This is a genomic window from Pseudooceanicola aquaeponti, assembly GCF_050897975.1.
Taxonomy (GTDB): domain Bacteria; phylum Pseudomonadota; class Alphaproteobacteria; order Rhodobacterales; family Rhodobacteraceae; genus Pseudooceanicola.
The window spans coordinates 301,791-323,025 of record NZ_JBPAXY010000003.1 but is presented as its reverse complement, the minus strand read 5'-3'; the positions used below and the strand labels follow the sequence as shown (position 1 = coordinate 323,025).

Genomic DNA, 21,235 nt, shown 5'->3' with positions numbered 1-21,235 from the left:
GGGCCCGACCCCGGCGAAATACCACGCCTCCCCCCAGAGGCGTGGCAAACCCAGCTCAGCTCAGGATGAGCAGATCCGCTTCGTGCTTCTTCAGCGTCTTGCGCGCCGCGTGATAGTCTTCAAGGCCTCCGCCATTGCGCAGTTCGGGGAACAGCTCGAAGATCTCGTTGCGCTGCGCATTGCCAAGCCCGTCCATCGTCTGATGGCCCGGCTGGAAGGTTTCGGACCAGGCACCGTCGGACAGGATCACCTCGTGCTGATCGAAGAGGAAGTGCACGTAGGTCGTGCTTTTCGCGTGCAGCCGCTCGATCCCGTCGAGGCCGGTCAGATGCTTGGCCGCGACCAGCACCTCGCGGTCTTCGAAGTACAGCGCCGTCTTGTCGTTGTTGATCAGCATTCGGTGGTTCGGGCTGACCACCATGTCGCGTTCCGGCAGGCCGTAGCCAAGCGCGCCCTTACGGATCAGCACCGGCTGAAGATGCCGCGCCTTCAGAAGCTCTTCGCCGCGCAGATGGCGGCTGCCCTTCCAGCGGATCTGCTGCATCCCGTTGTCGCGGGTGATGACCCGGTCGCCTTCCTGCAACTCTTCCACCGGCACTTCGCCGCGCGGCGTCGCAATCAGCGTGCCGGGGGTGAAGCAGGGCACCACGTTCTCGATATCGTGGAATTCCGCCGTCCCGGCCAGGGTGTTGTCCGGGTTGTAGAACTCGACGATGCCGTCTTCGCGGTCGGCCGAGGTGTAGTTGATCTTGATATGGCCGCCGGGCACGCCGTAGCCGGTCAGGTCCAGCGTGTCGTAGTCGTCGCCAGAGCTGCCGCCGTCGATATAGTCGCCGGTGGTGGCGCCGACGATGCTGTCACGATCGGCCCCGCCATAGACCTGGTCGGCATTGGCCGAGCCAAAGATCGTGTCGGCGCCGAGGCCGCCATAGACCTCATCCTCCTGGTCCGAGCCATAGAGCAGGTCGTCGCCGCTTTCGCCCAGGATGGTGTCGTTGCCCGAGCCGCCGTAGATCTCGTCATTGCCGGCGCCGCCGGAAATCTGGTCGTCGCCCGCGTCCCCGGCGATGAAGTCGTTGCCTGCGCCGCCCTCGATGCTGTCGCCCGAGGTGCCACCGCGGATGCTGTCGTCACCCGAGCCGCCCGAGATCGTGTCGGCGCCCGAGCCGCCCAGCAGGGTATCGGCGCCCGCGCCGCCCTCCAGCGTGTCCTCGCCGTTGCCCGCGGTCAGGCTGTCGTTGCCGTCGCCGCCCACAAGGCTGTCCGCCCCCTGGCCGCCATCCAGCACATCGTCGCCCGAGCCACCGAAGAGGGCGTCGGCATCATCGCCACCGTCGAGGGTATCCGCCCCCTGGTTGCCGTACAGCAGGTCTTCGCCCGCGCCGCCGATCAGCTCGTCATTGCCGTAGTCGCCGACCAGGGTGTCCTCGTCGATGCCGCCATCCAGCACGTCATCGCCCGAACCGCCATGCAGCATGTCGTCATCGTCACCGCCAAAGACGGTGTCGTTGCCGTGGCCCGCATAGACCTCGTCGCGGTCGTTTTCCGGCACCGGGTCGCTGTCGTCGGGGGCGTTGGGATAGTCCATCCCGCTGGTCTGGGCGCTGGCGTCGATGCTGTCGTCGCCCGAGCCGCCCAGGATCGTGTCCGAGCCATGGCCGCCCAGGATGACATCCGCACCCTGGCCGCCCTCGACATAGTCGTCGTCGATACCCGCATTGATGCTGTCTTCGCCCGAGCCGCCATAAAGCGCGTCCGCATCGTCGCCGGAAAGGATCGTGTCGTTGCCGATGCCGCCATAGACGGTGTCCTTGCCGTCTGCGGTGTTGGGGTCGGACAGGTTGCCGTCGGCATTATAGGGATTGGGCAGATTGGGATCGTCGCCCACGTAGTCCGAGAAGGCGTCGACACCGGCCACCAGGCTGTCGTCGCCCGAGCCGCCGAAGATCAGGTCGTTGCCAAGCGTGCCATCGACGATGCCGTTCAGGCTGCCGTCGACGGTGTCGTTGCCCGCCCCGCCATAGATCTCGTCGTCGTCCAGGCCGCCGTCGATGCTGTCGGCGCCATCGCCGCCATAGATCGTGTCGGCATCGTCGCCGGTCGAGATGGTATCCTCGCCCGAGCCGCCCTCGACATAGTCGGTATCGTCCAGCTGCGCATCGCCGGTCTCGAACGGGATGCCGGGGAAGGTCTCGTGGTCGTTGACCTGATCCGCCGCGCCGGTCGAGATGCTGTCGTTGCCCGCGCCGCCGTAGACATCGTCGCTGCCCTCGCCCGCGATGACGGTATCGTCGCCCGAGAAGGCCAGGACCACGTCGTCGTCGCCGCTGTCGCCGGGCAAAAGCGCGTCGTCGGCGTCGATCATGTCGCCGTCGGGGTCGCCGTCATAGCCCGCGTCGATCACGTCACCGCCCGCGGTGCCCTCGACATAGCCGTCAAGCTGCGGATCGGGATCCTCGGGGTCGGTCAGCACGGTCTCGATATTCTCGAAGGTCATCGTGCCGGTGACGTTGTCGTCATCGTCCAGGAAGCTGACGGTGCCCGCCTCGGGGTCGCTCGGGTCGTATTCGACCGAGACGTTCAGGCCCCGCAGGTCCAGCGTGTCCTCGTCGATCCCGGCCTCGCCGCCATCCACATGGTCGCCGGCCGAGCCGCCGATGAAGGTGTCGCGATCCGCCCCGCCATAGGACAGGTCGGCGCCCGCGCCATCGGTGATCGTGTCGTCGCCGCCCTCGCCGAAGAGGGTATCCTCGCCCGAGCCGCCGTCGATCGCGTCGTTGCCGTCGCCGCTGGTGGTGGCAGAGCCATCCACCAGATCGGGGGTCACATCATAGAAGACGTCGCTGACGGTGATGCCGGTCGTGCCATGGCCGACCTGGGTATGGGTGATCTCGATCCGGCTGATCGGGCCCGGAATGGTCACCAGCGCCGAATACTGCGGGCTGCTGTCCGAGGCGCCGCCATTGGGGGTGGCCGACAGCAGGGTTTCGGTGCCCCCTGCCGCGTCTTCGTCGGTCGCCGTGATCATCGAGCCCGCATCGACCTGGATGTCCACCAGGTTGCCATCCGCGTCATAGGCGCGGATCACCACCTCGGAGAGATAGTCGATGTCGTTGATGCGGAAGGACACATCGTCCACATCCTGCGAGAAGGCGAGGCTATAGGTCGCCGCCTCGCCATTGGCGTTCAGGTAGGACGACATGGTGGAATTGCTGTCCACCCCGTTGCCATCGTCGACGATGCCATCGGTGTTGCCCTCGACCTCGTAATAGGTGGTCTCGGGGCTGCCCACGGTGGTCTGGGTGAAGGTGACGTTCACCTGGCCGGTGTCCTGGGTCAGCGTACCATACAGCGGGTCGTTATGGTCGATCCGGCCGCCATAAGGATCCGGGTCGGGCAGCTTGTCCCATTCGAAGCTTTCGCGCACCGCCTCGGGGGCCGCGCCGGTGTCGCCATAGATGATGTCGTTGCCGCTGTCGCCGGACAGGTCGTCGTCGCCCTGCCCGCCCGAGATCATGTCGTCGCCAGAGCCGCCCTCGACCACGTCATTGCCGCTGCCGGCATAGACGTCATCGTCGCCTGCGCCCGCCAGCACGGTGTCATTGCCGCCACCGGCGCGCACGATATCGTCGTCGCCGGTCTCTCCGGGCAACAGCGCGTCGTCGTTGTCGATGAAATCGCCGTCCGGGTCACCGTCGTAGGCGGCGTCGATCAGCTCGCCCGCGCCGGTGCCGTCGACATAGCCGTCCGGGGTCGGGTTCTGATCATCCGGGTCGCAATCGTCGTCGTGCCCGCCGTAATGCTTGCCGCCGTAATAGTAGCCGGTCATGGTCGTCACCCTTCTGTCGCATCCGGAGCCTGCTCCGGTTCGGCGCCGGGACAGACCGCGCGCCAAAGGAATCTCTCTCTACCCAAATCATGGAGGCGACTGGGGGCGTGCCGGGGTTGATCCCCGGGCATAGGGCCTCGGTCCGGCCAAAGCCGGTTTCCGGAAAGACTCCGGATCTGCATCTCCATGATGCAAGTTGTCTCGAAGGACCGCCCCAGGTCCCGAATAGGTGCCCACCCAGTCGGGCAAGACAGGTGATACCCCTTCCCCAAGGCGCCACAAAGAGAAAAAAGGGGCGGAAAAGTGGCGAAGGCATGGCACCCACCCCCGCAGGTTCGCCAGATTTTAGCCACATTTGAGGCGCAAGCTTGCCGGATTGTTTACCTATGGGAAGCCAGAGGCAGCACGCTAAACTCAAGCCCATAAGCAATTTAATTCGCTTTCCCGACAGTAACATCGGGTGGTCTTTCTGCGGGCCGTTTCCCAAGGGGAAACATTCCAACCCGGAGCAATGGCCTCATTCCCTCCTTATTGCGACCATCTTTCTGCGGGTCTGCTGCCCGCAGAGAGGCAGAATTCATCGGGTATACGCAGCTTTAGGGCGAGTTTTCCGCCGCTTACGCGCCTAAAAGGCGGGCCGGGGGAATCGCGATCCGGTTGCGATTCGTCCGGGCCGGGGCGCGGCTCATCCCTCGGCGCGATGATGCAGGACGCGGCCGATCAGGTTCATCAGCAGCTGCGCCGCCAGGGTCGTGGTCGACCCGGTGGGGTCGTAGTCGGGGGCCACCTCGACCAGGTCGATCCCCACGACCTCGTTGCGCCGCGCCAGCCCGTCCAGCAGCTCCAGCACCTCGTAGTAAAGGAATCCACCATGGCTGGGGGTGCCCGTGCCCGGGGCGATCGAGGGGTCGAAGGCGTCAATGTCGATGGTCAAGTAGATGCGCTCGCCCTCGGGCACCCGGCGCAGCAGCGCCTCGGTGCCCAGGGCCCGGGCCTGGCGCACCGACAGGATGTCCGACCCCATGGCGCGGGCATCCTCGTAGCCGTCGCGGGCGGTGGACGAGACATTGCGGATGCCGATCTGGGTCAGCCCGGTCACATAGGGTTTCTCGGCCGCGCGGCGCATGGGGTTGCCGTGGCCATAGCGCACTCCGTGGCGTTCATCGACGAAATCCAGATGGGCGTCGATCTGCACCACGTGAAAGGGCTCTTGCCCCTCGAAGGCGTTGATACAGGGGATATTGATCGAATGGTCGCCCCCGATGACCACCGGCAGGGCGCCTGCCGCCAGGATGCGGCGCACCCCATGTTCGATGTTCTCATGGCTGCGGATCGTGTCCGTATGCACGATGTCGGCATCGCCGATATCCACCACGCTGACCTTGGCCGGATCCAGGTAGGTCACGTCATCCTCGTGATCATAGGCCCCCGCATGGCCGAAGCTGAACAGGGTCGAGGCCTCGCGCACGCCACGCGGCCCCATCCGGGCCCCGGCCCGCCACTGGGTGCCCGCATCGAAAGGCGCGCCCATGACCGCCACATCGGCGTCGATCGCGCTCCAGTCCTCGACCAGGGGATATTTGCCGAAGGTGCAGATCCCCACGAAGGGCAGGTTCAGCCGCCCCGTCTCATAGCCATGTCGCGTCATCCGCCCGCCCCTCTGCTGTCTGATCCCGGTTCTGGGCGCCACGCTACCGGCCCCCGGCCCCGCCGGTCGAGTCCCGCCCGCATTCCCACTGGACGCGGCCCCGCCAGATCGCTAAACGGAAGGCCCGAAGCGACAGCTTCCGGGCCCAAGTGGCGGAATGGTAGACGCAGGGGATTCAAAATCCCCCGCCGCAAGGCGTGTCGGTTCGAGTCCGACCTTGGGTACCAATGACTTAGCAGAAATCCGGGCGGGCCACGCCCCGGCCGGTCCCAGATCCCCTGCGGGGTCACGAACTGTCGCCCAGTTTTCCAAGAGCACTCCGGCTATTAAGGCCCCGGAAACTGACGCAAGCAGATCGCTGCGAAAAGTGCGCCCGGCCGCAGGGGCCGGACGTGGGTCAGCCGTAGCGCTGCACAAGCTCGGCCGTGTCGGTCACATCGCCAAAGAACAGGGCGAAGTGGATCAGCGCGAAGGCGTGTTCGTCGTCGCGCAGAGAGGCGCAGCCGTCATGCACCATCGTAGTGCGGAAATTACGCATCATCGCGTCCCGCGCCGTCGACTCGCAGCAGGCATTGGTCATCGTGCCGGTGACCAGCAAGGTGTCGATCCCCGCCGCGCGCAGCTGCGCCTCCATGTCGCCCGCGCCCTGGATCATGCCGCTGTAGCGCGTCTTCTCGACGATCATGTCTTCGGCCCGCACGTCCAGTTCGGGCCAGAGCTGTGAACCCTCTGCCGCGCGGTCCAGCGCGGCGCAGCGGGTCTCGAATCGCTCGGGCGTCAGAAGCTCGTGATGGAAATGCGGGATATCCGCCAGCGCCTCTTCGGTGAACAGGGTCCGGATCCAGACCACACGCCCGCCCGCCGCCCGCAGCGCCTCGGCCAAGCAGTTGATATTGGGGACAATCGCCCGGGCATTGGGCACCGAGGCCCCGCTGGCCGGGTCGAGGAAGTAGTTCTGCATGTCCACCACCACCAGCGCCGTCGCACTGGCAGGCCGCCCGTCGAAGATCAGCCTGCGCCCCTGGCGGGCAATGACGCGCTCTTCGGCCCAGACGGGCATCTCGAAGGGGTGAACCTGGCTCATTTTCGTCTCCTGAAGCTGTGTCTGCCCGATTTTCGGGCGTTTGAGGGAAGAGATCAACGTGCGGATCCCGTTCTTCAATTTCGTCTATTGTATACAGTATGTCCACCTACTATCGACGCAGGGCAACGACGTCATAACGATACGCAACAGGGAAATGCTCATGAAACTCACCCGTCGCCTGACCCTCGCCGCAGGGTTTGCCGCCGCCACATTCGGCGCCACCGTCGCCCCGGCCCGCGCCGAGGCCCCGACCAAGATCGCCTTCATGGAGGTGATCCACTCTCTCTTCTACTCGCCGCTCTATGTCGCGCTCGACCGCGGTTTCTTCACCGAGGAAGGCATCGCCTTCGATTTGATCGCGGGCCAGGGCAGCGACAAGGTGACGGCGGCCCTGCTGGGCGGTTCGGTCGACATCGCGCTGGCCGGTCCGGAAACCACCGTCTACGTCGAAACCGGCAAGTCGCCCGAGAAGATCCGCATCTTCGCCGGGCTGACGGCCACCGACGGGTCCTTCCTGGTGGGCCGCGAGCCCGCCGCCGAGCCCTTCGACTGGGCCGCGCTGGAGGGCAAGACGATCCTTGGCTGGCGCGAGGGCTCTGCCCCTGCCCTCTTCCTGCGCGAGGCGCTTGAAGGCGCGGGCCTCGACCCCGACGAGGATGTCGAGATCATCACCAATGTCGCCATTCCCGCCCGGGTCGGTGCCTTCCTGTCCGGCGTTGCCGACTACGGCACCTTCTTCGAGCCGGATGTCACCAAGCTGGAGGCCGAAGGGCTGCACGCCCAGACCAATGTCGGCCAGGCCGTGGGCGAGATCGACTATACGGTCTTCATCGCCCGCGAAAGCTACATCGCCGAGAACCCCGAGATCGTCGGCGGCTTCACCCGCGCCATTGCCCGGGCCGAGGCCTGGATCGCCGAGGCCCCCGAGGCCGAGGTGGCGGCCTCTCTTGCCGCCTATTTCCCCGGGGTCAGCGCCGAGGAACTGGCCGCCTCGGTCACCCGCCACCGCGACGCCGGCGTCTGGAAGCGGACCCCCGCCGTCACCCCCGAGGCGGTGGCCGCCCTTCAGGACCTGCTGATCGGCAACGGCCTGATGGCCGAGGGCAGCGCGGTGGCCTACGACCGCGTCGTCGATCCGCAATTCTTCGAGGCGGCCGAATGAACACGCAGGTCACGTCGGGGCGGCACGATACGGTGCCGCCCAAGGTCGAATTCAACAAGGTCAACCTGCACTACTTCTCGGAGGCGGGCGAGACCCACGCGGTCAAGGACATGAGCTTTTCCGTCCGCCCGGGCGAATTCGTGTCGATCGTCGGCCAGTCCGGCTGCGGCAAGTCGACCCTGCTGTCGCTGCTCAGCGGGTTGATGAAGCCGACCGGCGGACAGGTGCTGATCGACGGCGCCAAGGTCGAGGGCCCCTCGCCGCAGGTCGGGTTCATGTTGCAGCAGGACACACTGTTCGAATGGCGCACGATCCTCGAAAATGCCCTGTTGGGCCCCGAGATCCGGGGCATGGACATGGATGCCGCCCGCAGCCGCGCCGAACGGATCCTGACCAGCTACGGGCTGGGCCAGTTCCTGCACCATCGGCCCGGGCAGCTGTCGGGCGGAATGCGCCAGCGCGCCGCCCTTGGCCGAACCATGTGCATGGAGCCGGACATTCTGTTGTTGGACGAGCCCTTCTCGGCGCTGGATTTCCAGACCCGCCTGGCGATCGCCGAAGAGATCGGCGAGATCATCCGCCGCGAGGGCAAGACCGCCATCCTGGTCACCCATGACATCCCCGAGGCCATCGCCCTGGCCGATCGCGTGGTCGTCCTCAGCCCCCGCCCGGGTCGGCTGAAAAGCATCCACGAGATCACCTTCCCGAGCCTCGGCCCCGACCGGCCGGGCAGCCTGGCGGTCCGCGAAGCGGCCGAATTCCGGGACTATTACCACACGATCTGGACGGAGATGGAATCCGATGGCTGAGCCCACGACCACCCCCGAAACCCCCTCTGCCGCCCCCACCCCGGGCACGGACACAGGCCCCAGCGTCGCCTATCTGAATTGGCAGGCCCGGCAATCGCGCAACCGCCGCCAGGTGCAGGTCGGTCGCGTGCTGCTTCTGCTGGCCTTCCTCGGCCTGTGGGAGGCCGCGCCGCGCGTGGGCCTGGTTAACCCGATGCTGACCAGCTACCCCTCGGCGGTCTGGCAGGGCTTCATGGAGCTGATCGCCCAGGGCAACCTGGGCCTGCATATCGGTGTCACGATGATGGAGGTGGTCATCAGCTTTGCCGTGGCCATGGTGCTGGGCACGCTGGTGGCCATCCTACTGTGGCTGTCGCCGATGCTGGAAAAGGTGCTGGACCCCTTCCTGGTGGTCGGCAACGCCCTGCCCAAGATCGCCCTGGTGCCGATCTTCTACATCTGGCTGGGGCCCACCGGGTCGATCTATGCGGTGGCCATTGCGGTGTCGCTCTTCATCACCATCCTGATGCTTTACACCGGCTTCCAGCAAACCGACCCGAACAAGATCAAGCTGGCGCGCACCCTGGGCGCGGGGCAGCGGCAGATCCTGACCAAAGTCGTACTGCCCGGCAATGTCCACACCTTCATGGCGACCCTGAAGGCCAATGTCGGCCTCAGCCTGGTGGGCGTGATCGTGGGCGAGTTCCAGGCCTCGAAGGCCGGGCTGGGCTATCTGATCGTCTATGGCAGCCAGATCTTCCGCATGGACATGGTCATGGCCGCGATCGTCATCCTCAGCCTGATCTCGGTGGCCATCTACCTGGCGGTGCAGAAGGCCGATGCCCTGCTGAACCGCTGATCGCCGGTCCCGCCCGGGCGGGCGGGCCGGCCCCCTCCCTCTCAAGACAGAAAGACAGATCATGGGATCGCTCCTCGAGCAGATGCTGGTGCACAACTGGCACTGGATCGCGCTTGTCGTCTTCGCAGGCGCCCTTCTTCAGGGCCTCAGCGGAGTGGGCTTGGGCATGGTGGCCTCGCCGCTGCTGGCGCTGCTGGACCCGGCGCTGGTGCCCGGGCCGCTGCTGATGATTTCCTGCGTCATCGCCGTCATGTCGGTGCTGCGCGAACGTGCCGCGCTGGACGTGTCGGGGCTGGGCTATGCCCTGGCCGGACGGCTGGCCGCCTCGATCCCCGCCGCGCTGCTGATCGGCCTGCTGCCGGTGCGCGGGCTGGCGATCACCTTTGCCCTGGTAATCCTGCTGGCGGTGCTGGCCAGCCTGCTGAAACTGCCGCTGCGCCCGACCCGGCTGAACCTGGCCATCGCCGGGACGCTGTCGGGGTTCATGGGCACGCTGACCTCGGTCGGCCTGCCGCCCATGGCGCTGGTCTACCAGTCGGTGCCGCCCGCGCAGCTGCGCGCCTCGATCGGGGGGTTCCTGGCGGTCGGCTCGCTGATCTCGGTCGCGGCCCTGGCCTCGGTGGGCCGGTTCGGCCTGCCCGAGATCGGCATGGGGCTGCTGCTGCTGGCGCCGCTTTTCGCCGGTTTTGCCGTCTCCGGTCGGCTGCGCCACCGGCTGCCCGCGCGGCACATGCGCCTGGTGGTGCTGAGCATCGCCGCCGCCAGTGCGGCGCTGCTGCTGCTACGTCAGCTGACGGGCTGATCCCCAGCCTCTGCCGCCCGCGCCCTGGCCCTGTCGCCCGCGTTCAGCACGTGATTGCGCGACAGGGTCTCGGCCCCGTCCTCGTCCCCGTCCAGGATCGCCTGAAGAATGCCCGCGTGTTCGCGCCAGGACTGCGCCTGCACCGCCGGATCCCCCATGGCGAAGCCCAGCGAAGAGCGCAGCCGGACCGACCCCAGCATCTCGCCCAGGCTCTCATTCTCCGAGGCCCGGGCCAGCGCCGCGTGGAATTCCTCGTTCAGGCGTCCCAGCTGGCCGGTCTTCTCGCTCTCCAGCGCCTTTTGTCCGCGTTCCAGGATGCGGCTGGCGGCGGCCAACAGTTTCGGATTGCCGCGCCGCGCCGCAAGCCGGGCGTTATGCCCCTCCAGCACCGCGCGGATCTCGACCAGCTCCTGGATCTTCACCGGGTCCGGCACCGCCACATAGACCCCCCGCCGGGCGTTCAGCTCGACCAGGCCGTCGGCGCTCAACATGCGGATGGCCTCGCGGACCGGGTTGCGCGAGACGCCGAAATCGGCGGCCAGCCGGTCCTCGACCAGACGGTCCCCGGGGCGCAGGTCGCCCTGATGGATGCGGTCGCGCAGCGCCTCGTAGATCTGGAAGAACAGCGCCCTATGCGCCGCGCCAAGCTGCGGTGTGGTATTTCTGGCTGTCATGCCCTGCCCCGGTTTTATCGTATACAATGGACGGTAGCACCATTCCCCGGCAGAGGAAAGGCGGGCCGGGCCGCCCAGCCCGGCGCCTCACCCCCGGCGCCCGCCCCCTTCCAGCGCCAGCACCGCCTCGGCGGTTGCCTCGTTGGTGACCAGGCAGTTGATGAAGCCGCCGCGCATGGCCGCCCGGATCGCCGCTGCCTTGCTGACCCCGGCGGCCACCGCGTGGATCGGGTGGCTGTCGGTCGCCTGGCGCAGCGGGACAGAGTTCACGCGATCATTGGCCAGACCCTCGATCAGCCGCCCCTCGGCGTCGAAGATCCAGCCGGTGACCTCGCCGACCGCCCCGGCAGCGATATAGCCCGCCACCTCGTCCTGCGACATGAAGCCGTCCATCGCCAGCGGCCCGTCGAGGCCGATATTGCCGATCCCCATGAAGGTGACATCGGCGCGGGCCGACAGCTCGTGGATCTGGCGCACCGGGTCCAGCATCGCGTAAAGGGCCCGTTCGCGGGCGTTGCGGGCATAGATCGGCAGCGGCATCGGATAGTGGCTGGCGTTGATCCGGTCGGCCAGCCGCACCACCACGTTGAAGGGCGTCGCCAGCCCGTCGGGCATCATGTGGCCCAGCCGGGCGACGATCAGGTGCTGGGGGCGGTTCATCGGCTCCAGATCCTCGACCGCGGCCCGCAGCGACCGGCCGGTGCCGACACTGACCACCAGGGGCCGGGTACTGCTGAGCGCGCGTTCCATCGCCACGGCGGCGGCCTGGGCCAGCCCGGCCACGCCCTGCGGCGCCTGCGGGTCCGAGGGCACCACCTCGCAATGTTTCAGCCCGAAGGTGGTCGTCATCGCATGGGACAGCTCCATGCAGCGCAGGATCGGATGCTCCATCCGGATGCGCACCAGCTTTTCCCGCAGGGCCAGGGAAATCATCCGCTGCGCGGTCTGTCGCGAGACGCCCAGGTAGCGGGCGATCCGTTCCTGGGTGTAGCCCGCGAAATAGTAAAGCCAGGCGGCCCGGGCCGCATCGTCCAGCCGGTCGGCATAGCCGTCATGATCAAGTTGGCGCATCTTTTCCTGTTCCTTCCACGGCTTGCGCCCCGGCGTCGTCACCCGCCCCGGGCATCTGCCGCACCCTCCCGGCGCCCCCGGCGGGCAGAGGGTGGGCATCTGCCCATGAGAGACAGCATTTGTTACGACGGCGTAACAATGCGGACCTAGGTCGAGATCATCGCCTGACCGTCGCATCCCGGCCACGCTGCCGGTGGCACCAGGCGCTGCCTCTTGAACCTGACAAGGAATGCCCTGATGTCCTTCCCGCTCAAATCCGCCGCTCTCCTCGCGGCTCTCAGCCTGTCCTGCGCGCCTGCTGCCATGGCCCAGGACAAGACCACGATCGAATGGTGGTACGCCAACGGCGGCCGGATCGAGGAAGCGATCCAGCAGATGATCGCGGATTTCAACGCCAGCCAGGACGACTACGAAGTCATCGGCGCCCGCAAGGGCAACTATGAAGAGACCTTCGCCGCGATGATCGCCGCCTATCGCGCGGACCAGCATCCGACGATCATCCAGGCCACCGAACGTTCGGTCCTGACCATGGTCGACTCGGGCGCCATCGTGCCGGTGCAGGAACTGATGCAGGCCAATGGCCGGCAGATGGAAACCTCCGACTTCCTGCCCGCCGTCGCCGCCTACTACGTCATCGACGACGAGGTGAACGCCCTGCCCTTCAACTCGTCCACCGGGATCATGTGGTACAACGCCGACCACTTCGCCGCCGCCGGCCTCGACAAGCCCGCCGAGACCTGGGACGACTTCGAGAAGCAGCTGTATACCCTGAAGGACAAGGGCGTGACCGACTGCGCCATGGTCCTGAACAGCGATTACATCTGGTCGCTGGTCGAGGGCTATTCGACGATCAACGACATGCCCTTCGGCACCCTGTCGAACGGCCGAGACGGGCGCGGCACCGAATATGTCTACAACACCACCGGCGTGGTCGATCAGGTCGCCCGGCTGAAGAAGTGGGTCGACGACGGCATCATCGTGCTGTCGGGCACCGGCATGTCGCCCAGCCAGCTGTTCACCTCGGGCACCTGCTCGACCTGGTCCTCGTCGACCGCCGGCCACGCGGGTGTCGAAGGCGCCGCCGAGTTCAACTGGTCGGCCACCCTGCAACCCCATGAAGCCGGGATCACGCCGCGCAACTCGAACCTGGGCGGCGCCGCCCTGTGGGTGCTCGATGGCAAGTCCGACGCCGAATACGAGGCCACCGCCGCCTTCCTGGAATTCGTCGCCGCCCCCGAGACCCAGGCCTGGTGGTCGGCCACCACCGGCTACATTCCCGTCACCCAGGCCGCCTATGACCTGCTGACCGAACAGGGCTTCTTCGAAGAGCATCCCACCCGCGAGATCGCCCTGCTGCAACTGACCCGCGGCGGCGAACCCACCGACAATTCCTGGGGGATGCGCTTTGGCAACTCGAACCAGTGGTGGGCGGTGATCAAGGAAGAGCTTCAGGCCGCCTTCACCGACCAGAAGACGGTGCAAGAGGCGCTGGACGCCTCGGTCGCGCGCGGCAACGAGATCCTGCGCCAGTACGAGCAGCTCCATGCCGGCAACTGAGGCAAAACCGATCGGGGGGGCGCCGTCTGGCGCCCCCTTCACCGGGCTGGCCCGTACCGCCACGCGCGTGTTCGCCGCCGGGGACGAGGGGCTGAAACGCTCGCATTTCCGCAATACCGGCCTGGCGGCGCTGCTGCTGTCGCCGCAACTGCTGATCCTGCTGTTCTTCTTCTTCATCCCCACCTTCAAGGCGCTGTCGCTGGCCTTCGTGCAGGTGGACCCCTTCGGCGGGCGGCAGATCTGGGTCGGGCTGAAGAACTTCGTTCAGCTCTTCTCGTCGGAAAGCTATCGCGCCTCGGCCTGGCTGACCTTCTGGTTCACCATCGTCCAGAACATCGCCACGCTGCTGATCGCGGGGGTGCTGGCCTTTGCCACCGATCACGTGATCCGCATCCGCGCCGCCTATCGCAGCGTGATCCTGCTGCCCTATGCCATCGCGCCGGTGATCTCAGGCGCGATCTGGGCCTATCTGTTCAACCCGGTGGTCGGGCCAGCCGGCGCCTTCATCCAGTGGCTGGGCTATCCCTGGAACCCCACGCTGGTGGCCGAGGACGCGGTGGTGCTGATCATCATCTCGGCGGTGTGGAAACACATCTGCTACGACTACATCTTCCTGGCCGCCGCCATGCTGGCGGTGCCGCAAAGCCTGCGCGAGGCGGCGGCCATCGACGGCTCGAAACCGCTGACCCGGTTCCGCACCATCACCCTGCCGCTGATCATGCCGGTGGTGATGTACCTGTTCATCATCAACCTGGTCTACGGGTTGTTCGACACCTTCGGCATCATCGACTCGGTCACCCGGGGCGGGCCTGCGGGATCGACCACAACCCTGGTCTACAAGGTCTACCAGGACGGCTTCGTGATGATGAACCTGGGCTCTTCGGCGGCGCAAAGCATCGTGCTGATGGTGCTGGCGGTCCTTTTCACCGTGCTGCAGTTCCGCGCCATGGACCGGCGCGTCAATTATCAGGTGTGACCCATGATCGAACGCTCTCCTGTCCTGACGGTGGTCTGCCACGTCATCCTGATCCTCGGCGCGCTGATGGTCTGTGCGCCGCTCTACTTCGCCTTCGTGGCTGGCTCGCATGACGGCGCGGCGCTGCAACAGGTGCCGCAGCCGATGCTGCCCGGGCCGCTGTTCTGGGAGAACCTGACCGAGGCCTGGACCAAGGCCAATTTCGGCACCGCCTTCCGCAACACGCTGATCGTCACCCTGCTGATCGTGGTGGGCAAGATCACCCTGTCCTTCATCGCCGCCTTCGCGATCACCTATTTCCGCTTCCGCTTTCGCATGACCTGCTTCTGGCTGATCTTCATGTCGCTGATGCTGCCGGTCGAAGTGCGCATCGTGCCCACCTACGAGGCCGTGGCCGATGTGGCGGGGCCGCTGCGCTGGCTGCTGGACGTAAGCGGGCTTGACGCGCTGATCGCCTGGATCTCGGGGGTGCGGATCAGCGCGGGCCTCGACATCTCGATGGTCGATACCTTCCCTGGGCTGACCCTGCCGCTGATCGCCTCGGCCACCGCCGTCTTCCTGTTCCGGCAGTTCTTCCTGACCATCCCCGACGAGCTGTGCGAGGCGGCGCGCATCGACGGCGCCGGGCCGCTGAAGTTCCTGCGCGACGTGGCCCTGCCGCTGTCGGTGCCCAATATCGCCGCCCTGGCCATCATCCTTTTCGTCTACGGCTGGAACCAGTACCTCTGGCCGCTGCTGTTCACCACCCGGCCCGAGATGACCACGGTGATGATCGCGCTGAAGGGGCTGATCCCCGGCCCCGACGACCCCTCCGACTGGTACGCCTATGCCATGGCGATTTCCTTCGTGATCATGCTGCCCCCCACCGTCGTCATCCTGAGCCTGCAACGCTGGTTCGCCCGTGGCCTGGTGGACAGCGGCAAATGACCCCTCCCCCCTTTCAGAAAGGACCTGACATCATGACAGGCATCATCGGCCATCGCGGCGGCCGCAACCTCTGGCCCGAGAACGGGCTGACCGGGTTCCGCAACCTGCTGGACCTGCCCGTGGCGGGGGTGGAATTCGACCTGCACCTGTCCGACTCGGGCGAGGTGCTGGTCATCCACGACGCCCGTCTCGACCGCACGGTCGAGGCCACCGGCCTGACCCGCTCGCTCTCGCCCGAACGGCGCAAGGTGACGCGGCTGAAGGACAGCGCGGATACCGTGCCGCTGCTATCCGAGGTGCTGGAGGTCTATGCGGACAGCCCCCTCGCCCTGCATATCGAGTTGAAGAACGACGAGCTGAACCAGCCCTACCCGGGCCTGCCCGCCCTGGCCCTGGCCGAGATCGACCGGCTGGGCCTGCGCGACCGCGCTGTGCTGACCTCTTTCGACCTGGGGGTGCTGGAAACCTGCCGTGACCTGGCCCCCGACGTGCGCCGCCTCTGTTCCATGTCCGAAGGCTCGACCCGGGCGCGGGGCTTCGAGGCCAGCCTGGCCGCCACCGAGCCGCTGGCCGACTATATCGCGATCCACAAGGACCTTCTGGACACCCACTGGACCGAGGTCAGCCGGCGCATCGCGCCCGAACGCCTTTGCGCCTGGGTGTGCAACACCGAGGGTGAGCTGCACCACTGGCTGGCGCGGGCGCCCGGGTTCATCACCTCGGACGATCCTGCCCTGGCCTGCCGCCTGGCCGCCGAAACGCCCGCCCCGGCCTGAGCAAGGACGCCTTCATGCAGACCCTGACCCGGCGCCGGCTGATCCCGGCCGGCGCGACGGCGGCGCTGTGGCCCGCGCCGGGCGCGCTGCACGCCGCCCCTTTCGACCGCAAGGCCCCCGACGCCACCGCCCGCATCCACCGCCCTTTCGCGGTGCTGCCCCGCGCCCCCGGAGTGAACAGACTTTGACGACCTCTCCCTATGACCTGGTGATCTTCGATTGCGACGGCGTGCTGATCGACAGCGAGCCGCTGGCCTCGCGTACTCTGGCCGAAATCCTGACCGAGGCGGGCCAGCCCTTTACCGCCACCGAAGTGCTGATCGCCTTCACGGGCAAAAGCGAAAGCCAGATCCGCGACATGCTGCGGGCGCATGGCCTAGTGGAACTGGACCCGCTTTTCGACGCCTGGCAGGCGCGCCTTTTCACCGCCTTCGCGCAAGAGCTGCGCTGCATGGCGGGGATCGAGGCGCTGCTGGACCAGCTGCCGCAGCGGCTTTGCGTGGCCTCCAACTCGACCCGGCTGCGGCTGGAACGCAGCCTCGGGCGGACGCCCTTGTGGGACCGCTTCGCGCCGCATGTCTATTCCGGCGCCGAGATGCCCCGACCCAAGCCCGCGCCCGACCTGGTGGACCATTGCCTGGCCCGTATGCAAAGCGCCGCCGCCCGCGCGGTGATGATCGACGACAGCGCCACGGGCATCCGTGCCGCCCGCGCCGCCGGGGTCCGCGCCATTGGCTTTGTCGCCCCCGGCGATCCGCGCCCCGACCGTGCCCGCCTGCTGCGCGCGGCGGGCGCCCATGACATCGCCCATGGCTGCGCCGCCCTGGCGCCGCTCTTGCTCTGTGCCCAGGCGCCCGACGCGCCCCTTGAGGAAGGACCCCAGACATGTCCAGAATAGACATCACCCAGGCGGTGAAGACCTACCCCGGCGAAGTCACCGCCCTGCACGGCATCGACCTGACCATCGAGGACGGCGAGTTCGTCGTGCTGGTCGGCCCCTCGGGGTGCGGCAAGTCCACCTTGCTGCGGATGATCGCCGGGCTGGAAACCATCTCGGCGGGCGAGATCCGCATCGGCGACCGGGTGGTCAACCAGATGGAACCGGCCGAGCGCGACATCGCCATGGTGTTCCAGAACTACGCCCTTTACCCCCATATGACGGTGCGCCAGAACCTGTCCTACGGGCTGAAGAACCGCCGGGTGCCGAAGGCCGAGATCGACCGCAAGATCGCCGAAACCGCCGCCATCCTGCAAATCGAGGACTACCTGGACCGCAGGCCGCGTGCCCTGTCGGGCGGCCAGCGTCAGCGGGTCGCCATGGGCCGCGCCATCGTGCGCGACCCCGCCGCCTTCCTCTTTGACGAGCCGCTGTCGAACCTGGATGCGAAACTGCGCCTGCACATGCGCGGCGAGATCAAGCAGCTGCACAAGCGCCTCGGCACGACCTCGGTCTATGTGACCCATGACCAGCTTGAGGCGATGACCCTGGCCGACCGGCTGGTGGTGCTGAATGCGGGCCGGATCGAACAGGTGGGCCGCCCGCTGGATCTCTACCGCAAACCGGCCTCGACCTTCGTCGCGGGTTTCCTCGGGGCGCCCGCGATGAACCTCTTCCCCGGCGATCTGTCGGGCGGGGTTCTGCGGTTGGAAGAGCTGACGCTGGCCCGGGCCGTCGCCCTGCCCGACGGGATGGTCACCGCCGGGATACGCCCCGAAGCTCTGCGCCTGGCCCCGGCCCCCGATGGCGCCTTCCGGCTGAACTATGTCGAGGAACTGGGTGGCTCGCGCATCGTGCAGGGCCATGTCGGCGCCCAGGCGATGATCGCCCAGATCGACCTGGAACAGCCCCTGGCAGAACGCATGTCGCTTCAGGTCGACCCCGCCGAGCTGCACTTCTTCGACGCGGCAAGCGGTCAACGCATCGCAGATCCGGCTGTCAAAGCGCCGGGGTCGGTTCAGCGACAGACCGAGACCGCCTGATCCAACGGACCAAGCCGCACCTGGCACCAGGGGTGCCAGGTGCGGCGGCGGTCTCACGGATGCGGCCCGCGGCCTCAGCCCTCTGTCACCGCCTCAGTCACACACCAGCCCGCCGTCGACCACCAGCGTCTGGCCGGTGACCGCGCTCGACCAGGGCGCGGCAAAGAACAGCACGGCATCGGCCATGTCCTCGGGGGTGGTGACCCGGCCAAGCGGTGTCAGACCGGCGATCATGTCGAAGACCGCCTCCGGCGTGGCGGCGCTGGCGTCGGTGGTGCGCAGCAGCCCGCCCGCGACCATGTTGACCCGAACGCCAAGCGGGCCAAGGTCCTTCGAGGCCGTGCGCGTGAAGGCCATCAGCGCCGCCTTGGCCGCCGTGTAGTCGTGATAGGGCACCACCGGGTTCTGCACGAGGTTGGTGCCAACGGTGACGACACTGCCGCCCCCTGCCGCCTCGAAATGCGGGCGCATCGCCTGGATCGCGTGCAGGGCACCGCCCACGGCCACCTCGGCCTGGCGGGCAATGTCGCGCCAGCGCAGGCTGTCGAGCTTTGGCCGTTCGTCGCCGTTGAACGAGAAATCCGCCAGCGCGTTGTGCACCAGGGTCGTGGGGGGGGCGAGCTGGTCTGCGATCTGGTCCACCATGGCCGCCAGCGCCTCGGGGTCGGTGACATCCGCCGCAAAGGCCCTGGCGCGCGGGCCAAGCTCTTCGGCCAGGGCCTCGGCCTGTGCGGCACTGTTGCGATAGTTGATCGCCACCCGCGCCCCTTCGCGGGCGAAGGCGCGGGCGATGGCGGCCCCAAGGCCGCGCCCCGCGCCGGTGATCAGGACGGTCTGCTCTGCAAGGGAATGGGAAAAGGTCATGTGGCCTCCGGAAAGAACGCGTGGAAGTGATGGACGGGGCCGTGGCCCGATCCGACGGACAGATCGCCAGAGCGCGCGATGGCCCGGGCGATGTAGGATTTCGCCTGGGCGCTGGCCTCGCCCAGGGACAGGCCCCGGCCCAGCAGGGTGGCCAGGGCCGAGGACAGGGTGCAGCCGGTGCCATGGGTGTTGCGCGTCGCCTGACGTTCCCCCTCGATCCACCGGGCCTGACCCGCGCCGAGCAACAGATCGGGGCTGTCGGCCCCGGCCAGATGTCCGCCCTTCAGCAAGACGGCCCCCGGCCCCAGGGCCAGCAACGCCTGCGCCTGCGCCTCCATCCCTGCGCGGTCCGCGGCCACGGTAGTCTCCAGCAGGTCCGCAGCCTCGGGCAGGTTCGGGGTGATCACCGTGGCCAGCGGCAAGAGCCGGTCGCGCAGGGCGGTGACGGCCTCGGCCGCCAACAGGCGATCGCCGCCCTTGGCCACCATCACCGGGTCCAGCACCACCGGCGCGGCCAGCCCCGACAGCGCCTCGGCCACCGCCTCGATGAGCGCGGCGCTGCCCAGCATCCCGATCTTCACGGCGTCGATGCGGATGTCCTCGCGGATCGCGCCGATCTGGGCGGCGACCATCTCGGGCGCGATCAGCGTCACCGCGCGCACCCCTTGGGTGTTCTGGGCAGTCAGCGCCGTCAGCGCGGCCATGCCATAGCCGCCATTGGCCGAGATCGCCTTCAGGTCGGCCTGAATGCCGGCCCCGCCCGAGGGGTCAGAGCCTGCGATGGACAGGATATTGGCGATCATGCACGCCTCCATGCGTCGACAAGGGCGCGGGTCGCGGCCTCGGGGTCCGGGGCGCGGGCCACGGCCGAGACAACGGCCATGCCCGAGGCGCCCGCCTGTTTCAGGGTTGCGATGTCGCCCAGGCCCAACCCGCCTATGGCAAGGGTCGGCACCGGGGCGGCGGCCACGATGCGGGCAAGCCCCCCGGCCCCGATGGGTACGGCGGCATCGGGCTTGGTCGGCGTGGCGCGAAAGGGGCCCGCGCCGATGTAGTCCACCCCCTCGGGGAGGCGCCCGACCTGGGCCAGGGTTTCGATGGACAGACCCAGCAAGGCCTCGGGCGCGATCCGCGCGCGTGCCCGCGTTGGGTCGCCATCGCCCTGCCCGATATGCAGATCGGCGCCGGTGGCGCGGGCCACCTCGACCCGGTCATTGACGAAAAGGCGCACCCCCAGGGGCCGCAGCCTGTCGATCAGCGAGGCGACCAGAGGGACAAGCTCTGCATCAGAGGCGCCCTTGTCGCGCAGCTGCACCGCCCAGGCCCCGCCCCGCGCGGCGGCCATGGCCTGCTCGGGTACCGACAGCGGCGCGCCGGGATCGGTCACCACATAGACCGGCCCGATCATGCCAGGACCTCGATCCGGGCCGCCGCATCAAGGGCCTGCGGTTGCAGATGGTAAAGCGCATCGAGGAAGGCCACCTGAAAGCTGCCCGGCCCCTCGGCGGTCCGGCCCGCGTCCTCGCCCGCGACCCCATAGGCCGCCTGGGCGGCGACCGTGGCCTCGAAGCTTGGCTGACCGGCGCAGAAGGCCGCGATCACCCCGTTCAGCGAACAGCCCATGACGGTGATCCGGGGCATCATCGGGTGGCCATTGGCCACCCGCGCGGCGCGCGCGCCGTCGGTGATGAAATCCACCGGCCCGGACACGGAGACCACGCCCCCGGTGCGCCGCGCCACGACGCGGGCGCCCTCTTCGGCGGCCGCGACACTGTCGCCCGCGTCCACCCCGCGCGCCGCGCCGCCAAGGCCCGCCAGCGCCAGGATTTCCGAGGCATTGCCGCGCACCACCGTCGGGCCGAGATCCAGCAGCCTGGCGGAAAGATCCTGCCGAAACCGGGTGGCGGCCACGCCAACGGGATCGAAGACCCAGGGGCGCCCGGCCTCCACCATCACGGCAGCCGCATCGCACATAGCCGCGCCCCAGTCCGGGTCGGCGGTGCCGATATTGACGCTTAGCGCCTGGGCCAGGGCGGCGAACTCGGCCGCTTCCTCGCGCGCATGGACCATGGCGGGCGAGGCGCCGATGGCCAGCAGGACATTGGCCGTCACGTTCATGGCGACGAAATTGGTGATGCTGTGAACCAGCGGCGTCTGCGCGCGCATGGTCGCCAGATATGATCCTGGGGTCTGCATTGTGCCTCCTTTCAGACGGAGGCACGGCAGACGGACCCCAAG

At 67.7% G+C, this 21,235-nt stretch carries 20 protein-coding genes and 1 tRNA gene; 12 read left to right on the top strand and 9 right to left on the bottom strand.

Annotated elements, in window-relative coordinates:
- Window positions 1–55 precede the first annotated feature (55 nt).
- Together ACRARE_RS08230 and speB are read right to left on the bottom strand one after the other, a co-directional pair.
- Complete coding sequence (locus ACRARE_RS08230) at window positions 56–3,829, bottom strand: Hint domain-containing protein (RefSeq protein WP_432655948.1); 3,774 nt, start codon at window positions 3,827–3,829, stop codon at window positions 56–58.
- A 685-nt stretch (window positions 3,830–4,514) separates the two neighbouring features.
- Complete coding sequence (gene speB / locus ACRARE_RS08225; RefSeq protein WP_432655947.1) at window positions 4,515–5,477, bottom strand: agmatinase; 963 nt, start codon at window positions 5,475–5,477, stop codon at window positions 4,515–4,517.
- Window positions 5,478–5,620: 143 nt separating this feature from the next.
- On the opposite strand from speB, the gene ACRARE_RS08220 reads away from it, so the two are divergent.
- Window positions 5,621–5,704: transfer RNA gene (locus tag ACRARE_RS08220), tRNA-Leu, on the top strand.
- Window positions 5,705–5,874: 170 nt separating this feature from the next.
- On the opposite strand, the gene ACRARE_RS08215 is transcribed toward ACRARE_RS08220, so the two are convergent.
- Window positions 5,875–6,561: a cysteine hydrolase family protein gene (locus ACRARE_RS08215; RefSeq protein ID WP_432655946.1), complete on the bottom strand. Its 687-nt coding sequence runs from the start codon at window positions 6,559–6,561 to the stop codon at window positions 5,875–5,877.
- Window positions 6,562–6,721: 160 nt separating this feature from the next.
- On the opposite strand from ACRARE_RS08215, the gene ACRARE_RS08210 reads away from it, so the two are divergent.
- From ACRARE_RS08210 to ACRARE_RS08195, 4 genes are all read left to right on the top strand, one after another.
- Window positions 6,722–7,723, top strand: coding sequence for an ABC transporter substrate-binding protein (locus ACRARE_RS08210; protein ID WP_432655945.1), 1,002 nt, complete (start codon window positions 6,722–6,724; stop codon window positions 7,721–7,723).
- Window positions 7,720–8,532, top strand: coding sequence for an ABC transporter ATP-binding protein (locus tag ACRARE_RS08205; protein ID WP_432655944.1), 813 nt, complete (start codon window positions 7,720–7,722; stop codon window positions 8,530–8,532). Before ACRARE_RS08210 ends, ACRARE_RS08205 begins: the two co-directional genes overlap by 4 nt.
- Window positions 8,525–9,370: an ABC transporter permease gene (locus ACRARE_RS08200; RefSeq protein WP_432655943.1), complete on the top strand. Its 846-nt coding sequence runs from the start codon at window positions 8,525–8,527 to the stop codon at window positions 9,368–9,370. The genes ACRARE_RS08205 and ACRARE_RS08200 overlap by 8 nt, the downstream gene beginning before the upstream one ends.
- A 61-nt stretch (window positions 9,371–9,431) precedes the next feature.
- Window positions 9,432–10,172: a sulfite exporter TauE/SafE family protein gene (locus ACRARE_RS08195; protein ID WP_432655942.1), complete on the top strand. Its 741-nt coding sequence runs from the start codon at window positions 9,432–9,434 to the stop codon at window positions 10,170–10,172.
- On the opposite strand, the gene ACRARE_RS08190 is transcribed toward ACRARE_RS08195, so the two are convergent.
- Together ACRARE_RS08190 and ACRARE_RS08185 are read right to left on the bottom strand one after the other, a co-directional pair.
- Window positions 10,157–10,846, bottom strand: a complete 690-nt coding sequence (locus ACRARE_RS08190) for a GntR family transcriptional regulator (protein ID WP_432655941.1) — start codon at window positions 10,844–10,846, stop codon at window positions 10,157–10,159. The genes ACRARE_RS08195 and ACRARE_RS08190 overlap by 16 nt on opposite strands.
- Window positions 10,847–10,933: 87 nt before the next feature.
- Window positions 10,934–11,917: a sugar-binding transcriptional regulator gene (locus tag ACRARE_RS08185; protein ID WP_432655940.1), complete on the bottom strand. Its 984-nt coding sequence runs from the start codon at window positions 11,915–11,917 to the stop codon at window positions 10,934–10,936.
- A 237-nt stretch (window positions 11,918–12,154) separates the two neighbouring features.
- Between ACRARE_RS08185 and ACRARE_RS08180 the strand changes: the two genes are divergently transcribed.
- From ACRARE_RS08180 to ACRARE_RS08150, 7 genes are read left to right on the top strand one after another with little or no spacing between them, the layout of a single operon-like run.
- A complete protein-coding gene (locus ACRARE_RS08180; protein ID WP_432655939.1) occupies window positions 12,155–13,474 on the top strand; it encodes an extracellular solute-binding protein in 1,320 nt (439 codons plus the stop codon).
- Window positions 13,461–14,450, top strand: coding sequence for an ABC transporter permease subunit (locus ACRARE_RS08175; protein WP_432655938.1), 990 nt, complete (start codon window positions 13,461–13,463; stop codon window positions 14,448–14,450). Before ACRARE_RS08180 ends, ACRARE_RS08175 begins: the two co-directional genes overlap by 14 nt.
- A 3-nt stretch (window positions 14,451–14,453) precedes the next feature.
- On the top strand, window positions 14,454–15,377 hold the full coding sequence (locus tag ACRARE_RS08170) for an ABC transporter permease subunit (protein ID WP_432655937.1): 924 nt from the start codon (window positions 14,454–14,456) through the stop codon (window positions 15,375–15,377).
- Window positions 15,378–15,409: 32 nt separating this feature from the next.
- The gene (locus tag ACRARE_RS08165) at window positions 15,410–16,153 is read left to right on the top strand and encodes a glycerophosphodiester phosphodiesterase family protein (protein ID WP_432655936.1); all 744 of its coding nucleotides are present in this window, start codon (window positions 15,410–15,412) and stop codon (window positions 16,151–16,153) included.
- Between the two features lie 14 nt (window positions 16,154–16,167).
- On the top strand, window positions 16,168–16,341 hold the full coding sequence (locus ACRARE_RS08160) for a hypothetical protein (protein ID WP_432655935.1): 174 nt from the start codon (window positions 16,168–16,170) through the stop codon (window positions 16,339–16,341).
- Entirely contained in the window at window positions 16,338–17,051 is a 714-nt protein-coding gene (locus ACRARE_RS08155) for an HAD-IA family hydrolase (protein ID WP_432655934.1), read from the top strand. The genes ACRARE_RS08160 and ACRARE_RS08155 overlap by 4 nt, the downstream gene beginning before the upstream one ends.
- Window positions 17,039–18,133 (top strand): ABC transporter ATP-binding protein, encoded by a 1,095-nt coding sequence (locus ACRARE_RS08150; RefSeq protein ID WP_432655933.1) that lies wholly within the window; start codon window positions 17,039–17,041, stop codon window positions 18,131–18,133. The genes ACRARE_RS08155 and ACRARE_RS08150 overlap by 13 nt, the downstream gene beginning before the upstream one ends.
- 93 nt (window positions 18,134–18,226) lie before the next feature.
- On the opposite strand, the gene ACRARE_RS08145 is transcribed toward ACRARE_RS08150, so the two are convergent.
- From ACRARE_RS08145 to thiM, 4 genes are read right to left on the bottom strand one after another with little or no spacing between them, the layout of a single operon-like run.
- Entirely contained in the window at window positions 18,227–18,997 is a 771-nt protein-coding gene (locus ACRARE_RS08145; RefSeq protein ID WP_432655932.1) for a 3-oxoacyl-ACP reductase, read from the bottom strand.
- Window positions 18,994–19,800: a bifunctional hydroxymethylpyrimidine kinase/phosphomethylpyrimidine kinase gene (thiD, locus tag ACRARE_RS08140; RefSeq protein ID WP_432655931.1), complete on the bottom strand. Its 807-nt coding sequence runs from the start codon at window positions 19,798–19,800 to the stop codon at window positions 18,994–18,996. Before thiD ends, ACRARE_RS08145 begins: the two co-directional genes overlap by 4 nt.
- Complete coding sequence (thiE, locus tag ACRARE_RS08135) at window positions 19,797–20,405, bottom strand: thiamine phosphate synthase (RefSeq protein ID WP_432655930.1); 609 nt, start codon at window positions 20,403–20,405, stop codon at window positions 19,797–19,799. Before thiE ends, thiD begins: the two co-directional genes overlap by 4 nt.
- Window positions 20,402–21,193, bottom strand: a complete 792-nt coding sequence (gene thiM / locus ACRARE_RS08130; protein ID WP_432655929.1) for a hydroxyethylthiazole kinase — start codon at window positions 21,191–21,193, stop codon at window positions 20,402–20,404. The genes thiE and thiM overlap by 4 nt, the downstream gene beginning before the upstream one ends.
- Between the last annotated feature and the right edge of the window lie 42 nt (window positions 21,194–21,235).